This window comes from Microcoleus sp. B3-A4, from assembly GCF_036705385.1.
In the GTDB taxonomy this organism is placed as follows: domain Bacteria; phylum Cyanobacteriota; class Cyanobacteriia; order Cyanobacteriales; family Microcoleaceae; genus Microcoleus.
Genome location: NZ_JAUBUI010000066.1, coordinates 1 through 17300 on the forward strand (window position 1 = coordinate 1; position 17300 = coordinate 17300).

Consider the following 17300-nt stretch of genomic DNA (forward strand, 5'->3'; position numbering starts at 1 on the left):
AGGTTAAAGATAATCTACAATTATAACTTGGTGGAATCGATACATAAAAATCTATCTTTAGTTGAGTTTGAATATATCGCTCGCTCCTGTTCTTAGTTGGCGATCGATTATTCAGCAAACCCTACTTATAAAGTTTGAAGTATCAGTTTTAGGGTAAATTAATGCTTTTTTACATATAGCAATCAGCAGAGGTTAACCGCCTGTCATTGAGATTACATATAGCAATCAGCAGAGGTTAACCGCCTGTCATTGGGAAGTTTCGAGGTTTTCGGATGTCCTAACCGCCTTGGCGGTTGCTATAACAAAGCCGGAAGAACCGATTTTATAAATGATCTATGTTAATAGATAAAATCGACGTGCACCATATTTGCTTAAGTATACTGGATTAATAAGGGTTACAGAGTGATATCCACAATCTTCAAAGAGTTTAATTAATGATTTCTCTGTATGCCAGAACGACTTCTGATTTCCAAGAGAAGCCATGGGATTATTGGCTTCCAAAAACTCAATTCCTTGATAGCTAAGACGCTCAACCAAAGAGCTATTACTACGCTCACTTAATGCTGAGGTGGCTAAATTTGCATCATGAAATTGAGTATCTATAACAACTGTATGAGCTTTATTACATTTTTGAAGAAGGCTAATTTGATCTTCTACATCAAAGTGATACAATAACCCGAGTATAAGCACAATATCAAAATTTGACACATCAAATTCCCGAACGTCAGATTGGATAAATTTAATTGAACCAAGTTCATCTTTGCTAGGAACTCGTACATCTCGTCCGTCAACAGCAGTAACGTTAAATCCTACATCACGGGCAATTTTCGCAAACAAGCAAGGACCAGCACCCAAGTCTGCAAGCTTCCCAGACTTAACATCAAGTAGATTATCGAGTAAGTAACGAAACGTTTTAACGCGATGATTCCCTGCGTTATCGGATTTTATATTAACTTGAACATGAGTAGTATTGATCATAAAACCTCGTAAAGTCTAGTTATTTTAATGTGGCTGGAGCAATTATACAGTAATTTTGAATAAATTCTTGTAGCTCTGGCCTCCTACATTTTTCTGGATTGTTCATCATTTTCTCCTCTTTTTTTTGTGGCGATCACGCGAAGCCCACCCTGCTGTGCATGATCGCCTTTTTTATATTAGAGTATCATATTTTTCACACTGCTATGACTCCATCAATTAACTGTTGTTTTTTTACAGCTTTCTAGTGACAAACGTTATTAGCTTCTGCAATTCTGGTTGTTGATTAGTTAGCTTAAACAATTCAACTTCATAACCAATACTTTGTAAATTATCTACTATATCTAACCCAAAGTCCGTGTAAACTAGACAAGGATTTCCTCGGCCATCCGTGTGATATCTGGGTTCCAAAATATAGACATCTTCTTTTCCAGAGACATCTACTCTGTAAACTGTTTTCTTAGGTAATGGTTCTTGAACGGGAATCGAAAAAATGTGGTAACCTCCTACTTTTAAAACTCGCAGAATTTCCTGAAAAGCAACCCAAGGATGTCTAATATGTTCAAAAATATCTGAAGTTATAATTAAATCAAATTGATTACTATCATAGGTTAATTGTTCCAAAGACTGACATTGAATATTATCTTTGTATCCGCCCAAAGGTAGATTTTGCCAGTAAAATGAAGTGGTATAATACTTTAAACTTTCCTGGAAAAAATTTCTAAAGCCTCCTGTGATGCCAGGCTCATATATATTCAAGCTTTTAAATTCATCTTCTTGACAAAGTTCTACTATGGAGGAGGAATTATTTTTACTAAATTTATTAATAATTGCTTCAGCTTGACCCTGATATCTTAATGAAGATTTACACTTTTGACATTTGTATCCTTCGCGTAAAGATTTGTGTTTTTTTTCAAAAACTTGAAAATAACCACAAACTTTACATCTATCTTCATACCCATATTCTTGTATATATTCAATCAACAGTTCATCCAAGTGTGAACCAAAACGCATCTTCCAATTGTTGGTAGCTATGTAGTTATTGGAAACATGAACAGGTGGACGTTCTTGAGCCAAAGTTTGAGCGACCATAGTGATAAATTCCTCGTGATTTGATGCTATGTGTACTATCTCGTTGGTGGTGCGGTCAATATTACTAATATTTGTCGAAACTACGGGTACATTCAGAGAAATATAAACAAACACTTTAAGTGGATTCATATTCTTTGTGAGTTCGGTGTTTAAGTGAGGAACAATACCAACATCAAATCGAGAAACCCATGCACCAACTTCGTCATAAGGAACAACACCAGGCATCACAATATTGTCATGTTTTTGAAGATTCAATACTGAAGGATTTGCATGTGTAGAACCCAGTAATACAATTTGGCTGTCGTAAAATTTTTGAGCCAATTTATCAATTAGATTAATATCGATCTTTGATTCTAAGTTGCCAACGTAGCCAATTGTCTTACCTGAAAAATTGCAAAATTTTTCAAAGAGTTCTGAATTTTTTGGTTTTACTATAGATATCATACTATCACAACCATTAGGTACTAAGCGAATTTTACCAGGAAAAAAGTCCTGCATTGATAGAGAAACTGATTCACAGTTAGCAAATGCCATGTCGGCTAATCCAAGGATTTCCCGATAATTGCTTGTTAGTCGTGATTTTTCTTGATCGGATAATCCAGGCCAAGAACGATGGTCGTCAATAATATCAACAACCACTTTCGTAGGGCGAAACTTTCGTACAAGATCGGGTGCAAAATAGTTTTTCGGATAAATCCAGAAAATTGACCAATTAGTATTAATATCTTCTCGTTTAAAGACTTCCTGTAAGTAAAGAAAATAATCTTCATTAAAAGTGGATTCAGATTGATTTTGAGTCTCATGAAACTTATACTTGTCAGGCGGATATACAAAGACATTATAAGAAATTTTATCCGTATCCTTTTTTCCTAGGACTTTTTCATAAGTCCTAATATAAATCAATCTATCTTGATTTTGTTTGCTTCTTGACTGCTGCTTTTTAAGTAACTCCAACTCAGAAATAGGTGCATCAAAAACAATTATTTTTCTGATATCTGATCGTGAAGCAAGATATTTTATAAGCATATCATGGCGACGGCCATAAATATCAGTATCATTCTGTTTCCAAAACATCACAATATCAACTCCTCTACAGCTTTGCTGCTTTGATACCTCTACTGATTGTGAACCTAGAACCTTGTTGATAGTATTAATAATAAGCTTCGTGTCAGGAACAGCAGACCATGGTTTGCTTTTTAAGCTACGCTGAATAATGTTTTCCATTTTTTTTGCAGCAGCATCATAGCTATAGTGCTTTAGAAAATGACTTCGCGAGTAATTTTTCCACCGCTGAACTCGAATGGGATTTTTAATTATGCGTTCTAAAGAAGCAGGAATATCATCCATATCTATCAGTTCTGCAACCCCATACTCAACCATTTCGAGGAGGGGTGGAGTATGACTGACGAGCAGTGGAATTCCCATAGATATAGCATCGATTGCCTTGGCAGGTAGCTGATAATTAGAAATAGCGTGTCCTTCCTCTTGGGGCAAACAGATAACATCAGCTATGGATAAGATCTCAGGAATCCTGCTAAACGGTTGATTGGGCAAACAAATAATACGATTTGATGCTAGAGAATTGAGTTTTACAGCAATACTATAATCAGGTATAGAACCAACGATCAAGAGCCGAAAGTCTTGATCGGAAATTTGATGGATCGCTTGAGCAAGTTTAACAACTCCCTTATGCAGACGCGGTGTCCCTAAAAATAGTACAACCTTGACATCAAGGGGTATGCCATACCGATGACGCACCTCACGACTATCATACAGATTAGGATTAAAAATATTTTCATCGCGCACATGCGGAATTATTGTCCCACCGAACTCACATTGCAAAGCCATATTAGAAACTATTATTTCATCCGCTGTCCGACAAAGATTTTGTGCCAAACGTGTCCAAAGCTCTCCGTAGGGTTCTATCTCTTTAGCTGCGCTACCTTCAGGTCTTGCTTCCAGATCGGAAAGAGTTAGTTCGGTTTGAGTTGTAAAAAACGATAATTCATGGTCATCAATATCAACAATTAGTGGACAGTTCCATCGCTCCTTAATCATTAACCCCAATTCAACTGAAGGGAAACGAGCCTTGCAAGCAATGACAACATCTGGATGAATTCGCTCGGCAATTCGTTTTAAACTCGTATGAAACTCAGGCAGATTTGAACCTGGCAGAGTGATTACAGGTAATTTTTCATGACGTACTGGTTCCCAAATATCATCTCCATAGCGAGGAAATTGAAAGCCAACGAGTACAGTGTGGCGTACAACACGTTGAACTACTTCCGCGAGCATATACGAGCGACCCAAAGGATTGTGGCCTACATCCCAAGTAATAATGAGTACGGTAATAGGTAACTTGCTTGGAGGAGTAGCACCTATTTCTAACATATTTGCTACCGAATCTCGCACCGAATTTATACTATTCCTAAAATTCGCCGACTTATTGACATTCCAACTCAACTTCGTCTCAAACAACTCCTGACTCAAAGACCCCATCCTTTGCGCTTTTTTACTCTCTCCCAATTTCTCCATATCTTGACCCAACCGATGGTCGGCTAGACCAACATCTGAGCCATCATCAGCCGTCATCATCTCTACCGTTGTATGATGATCATCCCAAAACCTTGACCAAACCGACCCAACCGCAGAGAAGCCAGCCAATAACAAATTCAACTCATCCGAGAGCACCCCAACCCCGCCGCGAACCCCATCCACAACCCCCGCCAACCGAGGCCCATTCACCCCAAACCCAAACTCCGCCGCCAATAACTCCCGACCGCGAACCCGTAGTTTATCGCATTCCGCCTCATCTGATAATACCCGACCCAAAACCTCAGCCAAATCCCCCTCACCCACGGGAACCACAGCCCCCGACTCAATCACATCAGCCACCGCCGCCGTTTTCGACAACAACACCACCAACCCCATTCCCAAAGCATCTGACAACTTCGCCGGAATTTGGAACCGGGACACCTCAGAACCCACATCCTGCAACAGTACACAAACATCACCCACCGCCACCACATCCGGGATAGACTCAAAGGGCTGATTCCCCACAAACACATAGTCCACCCCAGCGATCGCCTGCAACTCCTCTTTTAACTTCCCATCCCGGAAATCCCCAATAATCGCAAACACCACATCCTTGCGCCCCAAACTCGCCAAAGCACGAGCCGTCGCCACCAGACCCTTATACTCCTTCGGCGTACCAAAAAACAGCACCACCCGCTTATCCTGAGCAATACCAAACCGTTCCCGACTGCGGTGCTTCAGGTCAGCCGAAGGCACAAACCGCCCCTCATCCCGTGCATGACGAATCACCACCCCGCCATAACGCTTTTGTAGAGCCACATTCGCCACCGTCACCCCATCAAAAGCCCTAGCCAGACCCACAGCAAGGCGAGTCCACTTACCACCATCCCAATCCCGAAAAGGCGGTAACTTACCCTCAGACTCCAACAACGCCGCCAAATCCAGGGGTTCCGATGCCTTAACAAACGTCAACTCCTCATCATCAATATCCACAATCACCCGCGCATCCCAGAGCAGCTTATATAAAAGCCCCAAAATAATATTCGGCATCCGAGGCTTAGACAAATGCACCACCTCATAGGGATGCGTCAAAACCAAAGCCAGCGCCTGCTCAACAAACCGTCCCTCATCCTCAACCCGTATCGTATGACAAGGAATCTCCGTCCCCCGAATCGGCTCCCACACCTGCCCCCCATACTTAGGAAACAGACAGCCAATCAACTCCACCTCAGCAAAACCCCCATACAACTGCGCCAAAGTATAGGCACGTCCCGCAGCATTATGGGACAACTCCCAACCACAGACCCCCACCCGCAAGCGATCCTTCCCCGCATCCGATGCCATCACCAATCGCCCCTGACGATGACCCTTCGGATCAATCTCAATGGCTAGATCACCCAGCTTTTGAGCCTCCTCAAGTCGTCCTACCTGTTGTAACGCTTGACGTAACCCCCAATGTGACCAAGCTGCACCCGGTTTTAACTTTACTGCCCGCCTATAGGCTTCAACGGCTTCTTCCCAACGCCCCAACTTCCCCAAGGTTTCCCCCAAATTCTGATAAGACAGATAGGAATTAGGATTCTGCTCGATCGCCAGTCGATAAGCCACCACCGCCTCTTCTAACTTTCCCTCTCTTAACAGTTGATTGGCTTGCTGAAAGGCTGTCACCGTCATGGGTTTTATACTCTAAAAAAATAAGGGTTGCTAGTCTGGGCTTTAAACGTCAAACCTCGTATCACAAATTCCACATTGAAACCGACAGGGGCGATTGGCAGCAGGACGATTAACCCACTCAAAAGTTCCCAGTTTCTACCGATTTAGCTGTTCCCGGTTGAGCAAATCTGTCTTCACAGTCTGCACAAACACTTTAGAGCGCTCCAAATCAGCTTGAATCCTTTGTAATTTTAACTGTATGCCATCTACCCCTGACTCCGCATCCTGTTGAGGCAGGGGAACCTCCACAGTAGAGGATTCAGAGCCTAATTTAACCGTTACTTCTGCCATCTTAGCAAGACTTTGATCCCGCAAAATCGAATATACAGTTAACTGGTCGTGCGGATCAATCACTCTGCTCAAGTCTAATGTTGCCTGAAACCCACTAATTCCTGCTTCTGAAGCTTGGGGATAAGTTTGGACCACATCAGGACGAGGAACATTCACCGGAATAGTTTTCAGCACTCTCCCCTGATGAATCACTTCAACCGCGATCGCGGGAGACATTTTCCCCAGAACCCAACCCCGAAACTCAACGGCTCCAACATCAGTTTGAGTTCCTGTTTCTGGTGCATCGAGATTAAACGCTAGTAACCCTTGAGATTCTGCTAGGGGGACACTAAGCACTTCTACAATGTCAATCATTTTTTTCATTTCAGATTGCTGAATCCTGAGTTAATTGGTTCCTTAAGCGTAGGGCCGATGATTCCAGAGAGACGGAGGGTTTTACTGTTCAGTTGACACCAATGGGGGATGCCAGAGGGAGCGAGACTTTAGTACAAACGAGAGAGACAGAGGGCTTTAGACTTAAGTTTACACCCTAAACTCATGGGGATGTTCCTAATGACTCGGCCGCCAATTCTTGTCCTCCAATCTGATACCGCTGTCTTGACAAGCTCTGGTTAAATGGGGGCTGTAGTAAGGGTCATTCTCAATATATTTTTGCCAGCGGCTTTCGATCACCTTCGATTCCTTCCTCAGCCGCTCTTTCTTTTCAGGCGAGTCTTCGTAACCCCGGCTTTTAGATTCGTGGTGGTAGAGAACTACATGAGGCAGGTAAATATTTCGGTACCCTTTCTCTAGCATTTTCAAGCACAAATCCACATCATTGTACGCCACTGTTAGTTCTTCGTCAAACCCCCCAATACTCTCAAATACTTCGCGGCGACACATTAAACACGCAGCAGTTACCGCTGAAACATTATTCATGCCTACCACATTCCCGAAATACCCTGGTATGGAGCGAGGCATATGATAATAGCTGTGACCGGCAACTCCGCCGCCGAGTCCCATGACCACTCCCGCGTGCTGGATTTTGTTATCTGAGTATATCAACAAATTGCCCACAGCCCCGATCGAGCTTCTCTGAGCTTGTTCAACCATCCCGTCAATCCAATCGGGAGTAATTACCTCTGTATCGTTATTCAAGAACAGCAAGTAATCTCCCTCCGCTTTGCTAGCAGCGTAGTTGTTAATCTTAGAGAAATTGAACGGAATATCTAGGCGATAAGTTTTAAACCTCGCTGATTCCTTAGCCGTCCATTTAGCCAGAATTTCCGCCGTGTGTTTCTCTTGACTGCCGTTATCGATGACGATAACTTCGTAGTTGGGGTAGACACTCTTAGTAAAGATAGACTCCAAGCAATTGTCCAAAACATCGCCTAAATCCCGCGTCGGAATAATGATGCTGACCCGCTTGTAATCGGCAATTTTGTAGCGTGCAATAAAGTGTCCCAAAAAGTAGGGAACGCCTTCAATTTTCCCCGGTTCGCCCCGGCGTTCGATCGCCTCTTGCAAAGCTTTTTGCCCTGCCTCATAGGCATAGGGTTTAGCCTCTACACCGCCAGCCGCCGAACCTGCGTGCATTCTCCAGTGGTAAAGAATTTTAGGGATGTGAAATATTTTGTCAGTTTTTTCTGTAAACCTCAGAACCATATCGTAATCCTGAGCTCCTTCAAAACCCGGTCTAAAACCGCCGATTTCATTGATTAGCGATCGCCTGTAAGTTCCCAAATGGCAAGTGTACATCCGCGATAAAAATGAATCCGGACTCCATTCTGGCTTGAAGAAAGGGTTTATCAGTTCTTGATCCTGATAAATCTTGTCTTCATCTGAATAAATCATGTCCGCTTCCGGGTGGCGGTTCAGCAGCAGCACCACTTCATACAAAGCCTCTGGTGTCAGCGTATCGTCGTGGTCTAATAAAGATACAAATTCACCCGTCGCCAACTCCAAAGCAGAATTGGAACAGTTAGAAATGTGACCGTTTTTGGTTCTGTAAGCTACTTTGATCCGGCTATCTTTGGCTGCATATTCTTCCAAAACTTGCTTGACATGAGGCGCGGTTGATGCGTCATCCGCAATGCACAATTCCCAATAAGGATATATCTGATTGAGAACTGATTCTATTGCCTGCTGCAAATAATTTTCTGGCGTATTGTAAGCCGGCATGACAATGCTAATCAGCGGCTTGTAGTTAAAGATTTCTAATGTTTCCGCCATCTTCCGCAAGTCAGCTTCTCTGGGGCTGTTCTTAGCGCGCCACTTGGTGTAAGCTGGGTCTTGACCGAGGAATAGCGAATCTCGTAAGTTTTGATAATCCAAACCAAAAAGTTTCGGATCGAGTTTGCTTGCCGTCTGATACTCTTCCAAAGCTTCCGAAAGCTTATCTTGTTTAGCTAGAGTTTTCGCTAGATTGTAGTGAGACCAGCCAAAGTCAGGAGCAACCTCGATCGCTTTCCCATAAGCAGCAACAGCTTCATCAAGCCGACCTTCTTCTTGAAATACATCAGCTAAGTTGTGGTGCGCCCAAACAAAACTTGGATTCAGTTCTGCAGCTTTCTGATAGCTTTTAATAGACTCATCAACTTTACCGAGCCATTTCAGGACATCGCCTAAATTGTGGTGAGTTCCAAAGTAATTGGGATTAATTGAAATTGCTTTGCGGTAGGCGGCTACAGCCTCGGTCAATTTACCTTCTTCTTGCAGAGACGCCCCTAATTCGTGGTACTCCGCAGCTATCCCTGGGCTGTGTTCGATCGCATTTCCAGAGTGTCCGTGAACAGCGCGATCGCTCTTTTCCGCCCCCCTACTCACACCCTTTTTTTTTAACACCTCTTCTAACCGCCCAGAAATAGCCTTGTCATCAGGCCGAATCTGCAACGCCATTTGATAAAAGACGATCGCCCCATCCGACCAATTCTTCCGCACCAAAGCATCAGCCAACTCAACATAAAGGTCAGCATCATTCGACGCAATCTCCAACGCCTTGTGATACAACTGCACGTCATCAGGATTCTCCTGAATCGCCCGCCGGTACAAACGCATCGCCTCCTGCAAATCCCACTGCGATCGCATCCTCAAAGCATCAGCCAACTTTTGCGAAAGCCACGGCAAATCAGCCTGAATTTCCGCAGCCCGGCGGTAAGCGGCGATCGACTCATCCCACCGTTCCAGCTTCTCAAAAGCCGTTGCCATGTTGTAATAAGTCCACGGAAAATCCGGATTTAACTCGGCCGCGCGCCGATAAACATCGATCGCTTCCTCCCATCTTTCCATTTCTAGCAGCACGTCCCCTAATTTGCTCTGCGACCAGAAGAAATTCGGATTAACTTCGTTAGCACGCCGGTAGGCAACAACTGCCTCATCCCAACGTTCCAAATTCACTAGCGCTTCTGCTAAATTGTTGTGCGCCCAAAAATGATCAGGATGGAGTTCGATCGACCTTTTGTAAGCCGAAATGGCTTCGTCCCACCGTCCCAGTTTAATCAGCGCGTCTGCTAAATAGTTGTGCGACCAACTGAAATCTGGATTTAATTCTGTTGCTTTCCTATAAGCATTTACCGCCTCCTCCCACCGTTCCAACTTCAGCAACACATCTGCTAAATTGTTGTGAGACCAGCTAAAATCTGGATTTAATTGGATCGCCTTGCGGTAAGCATTTACAGCTTCCTCCCACCGTTCCAACTTAACCAGCGACTCAGCTAAATTGTTGTGCGACCAAGAAAGATCAGGATTGTTTCTAATGGCATTAGTGTAAGCTTCTACCGCCGCTTCCCACTGTTCTTGACCCTTAAGAATTTCCCCCAATTCGTGATAAGCTGCCCCCGCATTTGGGTTCAACTCAACCGCGCGCCGGTAACACTCAATTCCTTTATCTACCTTACCTTGCTCGATCAAAGTTTTGGCTAAATTCTCATGTTCCTCAGCGGTGCCGGATTTGGGGTCGATCGCAAATGCTCGATACCAAGCCTCAGCCGCCTCCTCCGACTTGCCTAACTGACTTAACAGTTTCGCAAAATTGCGGAAAGCACCTGCAAAATCCGGTTTCAGGGCGATCGCCTTTTCGTAAGCAGAAACCGCTTGCTGCCACTGTTCTTGCTGCCCGCAAATGCTGCCGTAATTAGCATATGCTTCGGCAAAATTTGGGTTAATTTCTATTGCTTTGACATAGCAACTTTTAGCTTCATCAATTTTGCCCCCAGCTTGTAGAGCGTTGCCCAGCATTTTGTAAAGCGGCGCTTCCGGCTTAATTTGCAGCGCCTTTTTGCAAGCTGCGATCGCCTGTTCCAATTTACCCTGAGCAAAATAGCCTTCTGCCAGTATTTTGTATGCTTCTGGATCTTCTATATTAATTGTAGAATTAACTGGCTGCTGCACTGGTTGCTGGACTGGCTGCTGCACTGGCTGCTTAACTGCGGTTGCTGCTGGCTGCTGCTTAACTGCACCGTTTTTGGCAGTGGCACCCGCTAAAGTTTGCTGTCCCTCGCTGCCATTTCTCGCATTAGCTGCGTTCAGTTCAATAGCTTTGCGATAATATGCTGTCGCTTCCTCTAACTTACCTTGTTTTTTTAGCGCTTCGCCCAAATTTTGGTAAGCAGTCGCCACATTAGGATTTAATTTTATGGCGCGATCGTAACAGGCGATCGCTTCGGGTAATTTTTCCTGCCGAAAAAAAGCGTCGCCCATATTCAAGTGTTCCCCAGGCGCTACTTTTTCCGGTTCCAAACTAAATGCTTGATACCAACACTGCTGCGCTTCTTCTGGTTTGCCAATTTGTCCGAATACTTTTGCTAAATTCCGGTAAACTCCTGCGAAATTCGGCTTAATCGCGATCGCCTTTTGATAAAATCCGATGGCTTCCTGCCATTTTTGCTGCTGCGCGCCAAGGCTGCCTAAATTCGCGTATACCTCCGCAAAATTCGGTTCTATTTCAATCGCTTTAGCGTACCAGTGCCGCGCCTCTTCCATCCTGCCTTGAGCTTGCAGCGCGTTGCCCAAAGTCTTGTAAGCTGGTGCAAAATTGGGGTGAATCTTCAAAGCTTGCTCGCACGATGCGATCGCTTCTTCTATTTTTCCTTGGGATAAGTATGTTTCTCCCTGTTGGTTAAATTGAACCGCTGTTGATTCTGTATTCACTGTTGATGGCATATGGGCGGCGGCTCCAGAGGCAGGAATTAAATAGGGTAGTCAAAACGTTTCACAATTATACTCGCGTTTGACACTAAGAGTAGCGGGCTTGTTCCCCCAATTCTTAATTTTTTTGACTCTCGGTGCTGGCGAGGAACCGGACTTCTCGGCTGATTTTTTGATTTTACGGCTAAATATGTAAGAATCAGTACGGTTTATGGCGGATTTGCGCGCCAGTCCAGACTTTTGTACCTTCCGGTCGATCGCCCGTTTTGTAAAAAAAAGTAAACACTGCCGATTCTTGCTTGTGGGATGCTTTCTTGTGGGCTTGGCAAGGGAACAGACCTAAAAAAATATTACAAGCAGCGCAAAATGTGCGATCAAACCCAGACGAGAATATCCTTTTTAGCAAAAAACGATCGCCCTTTTGGGAGAAAGCGATCGCCCTTTTTTTCAACCATTAGTTAACAACTCTTAGCAATTACTAATTAAGCTGCTGCGGCTGCGTCTTCTTCTGCGTCTTCGGCTTCAGAACCTGCTTGAATTCCCAGCACGGTAACAACCACCTGATCTGGTTCGCCGAGAGCTACCACTCCCGCAGGCAAAACTAATTCGTTAATGTGAAGCGCATCCCCAACCTTTAAATTAGAAATATCTACTTCTATGGATTCAGGAATGCTGTCAGGTTTGCACTTAACTGCTAGTTGCGTCAGCACTGTATCCAAGATGCCGCCTTCTAACTTGACGCCGACAGCTTCGCCGACAAAATTCAGCGACACTCCAACTTCCAGGCTGTCTTGAGTTGCCACGGAGAAAAAGCTCAGGTGGTAAGGATAGCCCTTCCAAGGATGAACTTGAACTTCCCGCAGTAAGGTTTTTCCGCTCCAAGAGAGGTCGGGAATGCTGAGGTCAATTAGGGTATTGTTGACTACGTGCTTTTTGAGCAGGTGTTCAACTGTTTTGGCTTTGATCGTAAGGGAAATAGATTCAGAGCCTTTGTGGCCGTAGAGGACGGCGGGAATCAATCCAGAGCGGCGGAGGGCGTTAGGTTTGCTGCCTTCTGCCCGCTTTTGACATTCTACTGCGAGTTCCATTTTATGACTTTCTGTTGATTGTTTTTACATTTTATCAAATTTATGCTACAGCGATCGAAGTTAATTAAATTCGCTGAATATTTGATAATAATTGGGAATTGGGAATTTGGCTATTCTCCGAATCTCGGTCTCTTCAACTCTCCCAATCTCCCGCTCAATCTTTCCCAATCTAAAATCTCAAACCTAAAATGCTTTGGCGGGATGGCCGTCTGCAGAAAGCAAAGCGCGTTTGGGGCCGTGAATCGGGTCTTCTACAATAATAGTTTGGTCGCGGCTGGCACCGAGAGAAACAATTGCGATCGGCACTTCCATCAAGTCTGCCAAAAACTTTAGATAATCCAATGCTTGCGGCGGTAAATCTTCCAAATTCCGGCACTCTTCCGTAGACTGTTTCCAACCGGGAACGGTTTCGTAAATAGGTTTGCAGCGAGTAAATATCCGGGAACTTTTCGGGAAATCAACACAGCGTTCGCCGTCAATTTCGTAAGCAACGCAAACTTTTATTTCTTCTAATTCATCCAACACATCTAGTTTGGTAATTGCCAGACAGTCAAGACCGTTGATGCGGACTGCGTAGCGGCCGATTACTGCGTCGAACCAACCGCAGCGGCGTTTTCTGCCCGTTGTCGTGCCGAATTCTGCACCTCTCTCGCCCAAAACTGCTCCTATTCCATCTACCATTTCGGTAGGGAAGGGGCCTTCTCCGACGCGGGTTGTATAAGCTTTTGCTACGCCAATTACGCGATCGATCGCTGTTGGGCCGACTCCGGTTCCCACACAAGCGCCGCCTGCGATGGGATTGCTCGAAGTAACGTAAGGATAAGTACCGTGGTCTAAGTCTAATAAAGTCCCTTGCGCGCCTTCAAACAGAATATTTTTCCGTTTGTGAAGTCCCTCATAAATCTTCAGGGAACTATCTACTACGTGCGGTCGCAAACGTTCCGCATAAACTCGATATTCATCAATTACATCTTGGGGATTTAAAGGCGGCAAATTGTAGAGTTTTTCGAGAAGGACATTTTTACAATTAATCGTCCATTCCAGTTGTTCTTGCAACCCTTCCAAGTCCATTAAATCGAGCATCCGAATGCCAGTACGTTCCGACTTGTCGGCGTAAGTAGGGCCGATGCCGCGTCCCGTCGTCCCGATTTTATAATTTCCCCGCTGCTCTTCCGATGCTACATCAAGTAATCGGTGATAGGGCATCGTGACGTGAGCCGTCTCCGAAATCATCAGCGAGGCCGTCGAAATATTTAGTGCCTCTAACTGATCTAATTCTTCTATTAAAACTTTAGGGTCTATGACCGTGCCGCAGCCGATGATACACTCTTTATCAGGGTAGAGAATCCCGGACGGAATTAAGTGCAGCTTGAAAGTCTGACCGTTGACTACCACGGTGTGACCCGCGTTGACGCCCCCTTGGTAGCGGACAACGATATCTGCGGATTTGCTGAGCAAATCGGTAATTTTGCCTTTTCCTTCATCGCCCCACTGGGCGCCGATCACAACTACGTTAGCCAAGGGTTTCTCGCGTTCAGTTCAGGTTGACACAATCTCCGATTATGTACGAATGCCTCCGAAATGTCAATCAATTTTAGATTTTAGATTTTGGATTTTAGATTTTAGAGGCTACGCCACGGATACATGGGTTCGCAGGTCGATCGGATACGCAAATGAGTGAGAGCCGAGCCACAGACGAGTCCGGGGGCAACAGACCCCATTGCTTTGGGTCAAATTAATTTTTGTTAAGATTGAGAAAATTGAGGCTTTTTTGCCATGACTTTACACGCTGAGTTGCACCGCCATCTGGGTGGTTCTGTCGTTCCTAGGGTGCTGTGGCGGTATTTCGATCGCCACAATGCTGAGATGGTTAATCGATTTCAAAAATACTCGGAGTTTGAAGAGTTTTACACTCGTCCGCGCAATACTCTCAATGAGTATTTGGAACTGCACACGCTGGTAGAAAGCGTTCAAACTGTTGAGACGTTGCCTTATTTCATCTATCGGTTGATGCGGGGCGCTTACGTGTTTGAAAATCTGGCTTATTTGGAGTTGCGCTATACGCCTTATTTGCGGACTCCAGAACATTTAGCTCAGTCAGAACGCATTGATTTGATGGCAGAAATTGTACAAGTTGTGGGCAAGGCAAGTCAAATTAGCGATTGTCCGATTGTTACCAGCCAAATTTTGTGTATGCACTCGCGTTTACCCTATGAGGTGAATCGGGCGATCGTAGATTTGGCGGCGCAAATGGGAGAATATGTTTGTGCGATCGATATAGCTGGCGGCGATGATTGTATTGGCGAGCGTTTGGAGGAGTTTGTCGGATTGTACCAGTACGCGAGGTCGATCGGCATCAAAACTACCGGCCACCTCTACGAAACTACCTCAGGCTGTTATCCCGAACTTCTGCCTTATCTGATGCGTATCGGTCACGGGATTCAAATTCCGTTAAAATATCCCGAACTGCTGCCAGAAGTCGCGCGCATGGGTCAATGCTTGGAGGTTTGCCCGACTACCTATCTCAAAACGGGGACGTTGCAGGATATGCGCGAATTGAAGGTTGTGTTCGATCGATGTTTTGAAGCTGGTGTCGATATTGCCATTTGCACCGACAACGCGGGATTGCACAACGTGCGATTGCCTTTCGAGTACGAGAATTTGTTAACTTTGGATATCATTGATTTTCGGCAATTGCAAGCGTGTCAAGAGGCCGCTTTCCGCCATGCTTTCGCGTGGCCCTACGGGGAGCGACCTGTGAAAATGCTGACCGGTTTGTTGCAGCATGAGTCTGTGGGGGCGATCGTTAATTAAGTAGGTTGTTGCAATTAAACATCCAACTTTTAGGGTAATCATAAACCCGGTTTGTTTAATAAAAATTAAGCATAAACCGGGTTTTTTAGCCGATATCTCTCGCGCTAGGAAAGCCATTGCCAATACTTAGGTAGGACTTACGTAAAAAGTAAAGTGGTTTTACAGGCTACTCATAGCCGTAAAGTGCGCCTTGCCAACCGGCAATATAGAAGTTGTGCCTAAGTCCTATTAGCATTGCTATAGAGGTTTGTAAAATTATAATAAGCGTCGAGCGAGCGATACTCAGCAACAAGTTATAGTTTGGATGCAGAAGCATCAATATAAAAGGATAAAAAAACATGACAAATATGGACGCTTACTGGATGCCGTTCACCGCCAACCGACAGTTTAAAGCGAATCCGCGAATGTTGGTTTCTGCCAAAGATATGCACTTTACAAGCGATGATAACCGCTCAATTTTAGATGGTACTGCGGGGCTGTGGTGCGTGAATGCAGGACACGCCCGCGAGACAATTGCCGAAGCAGTTAAACAGCAGGTTTTGCGTTTGGATTACTCCCCGGCTTTTCAGATGGGACATCCGGGCGCTTTTGAATTGGCGGAACGTTTGGTAAAGATGATTCCGGGCAATTTCGATCGCGTTTTCTTTACTAATTCGGGTTCGGAATCTGTAGAAACTGCTTTAAAAATTGCGATTGCTTATCACCGGGTGAAAGGTGAAGGAACTCGCCAACGATTGATCGGGAGGGAACGCGGTTATCACGGCGTTGGTTTTGGGGGAATTTCTGTCGGCGGTATCGGTACAAACCGCAAGTTTTTTGGCAGTTTGCTGACGGGAGTCGATCATTTGCCTCACACTCACAATCTCGAACACAATGCTTTCAGCCGCAAACAACCGGAATGGGGAGCGCATTTGGCGGATGAATTGGAGCGGATTGTCGCTTTGCACGATGCGTCTAATATTGCAGCGGTAATTGTCGAACCTGTGGCTGGTTCTACAGGTGTTTTGATTCCGCCGAAAGGTTATTTGGAGCGGCTGCGGGCGATTTGCGACAAATACGGAATTCTGCTGATTTTTGATGAGGTAATTACCGGATTCGGGCGACTAGGCTCTAGTTTTGCAACGGAATATTTTGGGGTGGTTCCCGATATTGTGACGGCGGCGAAAGGGATAACTAACGGTACGGTGCCGATGGGGGCGGTGTTTGTGAAAGAGGGGATTTATGATGCTTTTATGAATGCTCCTGAAAATGCGATCGAGCTTTTTCACGGTTATACTTATTCGGGTCATCCTCTGGCTTGTGCGGCTGCTTTGGCGACGCTGGATATTTATGAGGAAGAAAGGTTATTTGAACGAGCCGATAAGATGGCTGGTTACTGGGAAGATGCGGTGCATTCTTTGAAGGGGGTGCGGCACGTAATTGATGTTCGTAATCTGGGACTGGTGGCAGGTATTGAGTTGGAATCTATTGCTGGGAAGCCGGGGAAACGGGCGTTTGATTGTTTCTTGCAGTGCTATGAAAAAGGGTTGCTAATTCGGACTACGGGTGATATTATTGCTTTGTCGCCACCACTGATTATTGAGAAGGAACATATCGATCGCCTTGTGGAAATTTTGACAGGGGTTTTGCAGGAGATGGAGTAGGATTTAACGAACCGCGAAGGCGCGA

General features: G+C 44.9%; 8 protein-coding genes. 2 read left to right on the forward strand and 6 right to left on the reverse strand.

Translation table 11 applies throughout. The annotated features are described in order from the left end of the window. Positions 1-333: 333 nt before the first annotated feature. The 6 genes from QUB33_RS21840 to QUB33_RS21865 all read right to left on the reverse strand — a co-directional run bounded on the left by QUB33_RS21840 (position 334) and on the right by QUB33_RS21865 (position 14339). Positions 334-978 carry a methyltransferase domain-containing protein gene (locus tag QUB33_RS21840; RefSeq protein ID WP_333354126.1) on the reverse strand — a complete coding sequence of 215 codons (645 nt, stop codon included), beginning with the start codon at positions 976-978 and terminating at the stop codon, positions 334-336. A gap of 231 nt (positions 979-1209) precedes the next feature. Next, positions 1210-6276 (reverse strand): glycosyltransferase, encoded by a 5067-nt coding sequence (locus QUB33_RS21845; RefSeq protein WP_333354129.1) that lies wholly within the window; start codon positions 6274-6276, stop codon positions 1210-1212. A 135-nt stretch (positions 6277-6411) separates the two neighbouring features. Then, positions 6412-6969 (reverse strand): hypothetical protein, encoded by a 558-nt coding sequence (locus QUB33_RS21850; RefSeq protein WP_333354132.1) that lies wholly within the window; start codon positions 6967-6969, stop codon positions 6412-6414. A 186-nt stretch (positions 6970-7155) separates the two neighbouring features. Next, positions 7156-11745, reverse strand: coding sequence for a tetratricopeptide repeat protein (locus QUB33_RS21855; protein WP_333354136.1), 4590 nt, complete (start codon positions 11743-11745; stop codon positions 7156-7158). A 467-nt stretch (positions 11746-12212) separates the two neighbouring features. Then, positions 12213-12818: a 50S ribosomal protein L25/general stress protein Ctc gene (locus tag QUB33_RS21860; protein ID WP_333045051.1), complete on the reverse strand. Its 606-nt coding sequence runs from the start codon at positions 12816-12818 to the stop codon at positions 12213-12215. A 183-nt stretch (positions 12819-13001) separates the two neighbouring features. After that, complete coding sequence (locus tag QUB33_RS21865) at positions 13002-14339, reverse strand: adenylosuccinate synthase (protein WP_333354141.1); 1338 nt, start codon at positions 14337-14339, stop codon at positions 13002-13004. Between the two features lie 255 nt (positions 14340-14594). On the opposite strand from QUB33_RS21865, the gene QUB33_RS21870 reads away from it, so the two are divergent. Continuing rightward, complete coding sequence (locus tag QUB33_RS21870; protein WP_333354145.1) at positions 14595-15632, forward strand: adenosine deaminase; 1038 nt, start codon at positions 14595-14597, stop codon at positions 15630-15632. Positions 15633-15970: 338 nt separating this feature from the next. After that, positions 15971-17275: an aspartate aminotransferase family protein gene (locus QUB33_RS21875; protein WP_333354148.1), complete on the forward strand. Its 1305-nt coding sequence runs from the start codon at positions 15971-15973 to the stop codon at positions 17273-17275. Positions 17276-17300 lie beyond the last annotated feature (25 nt).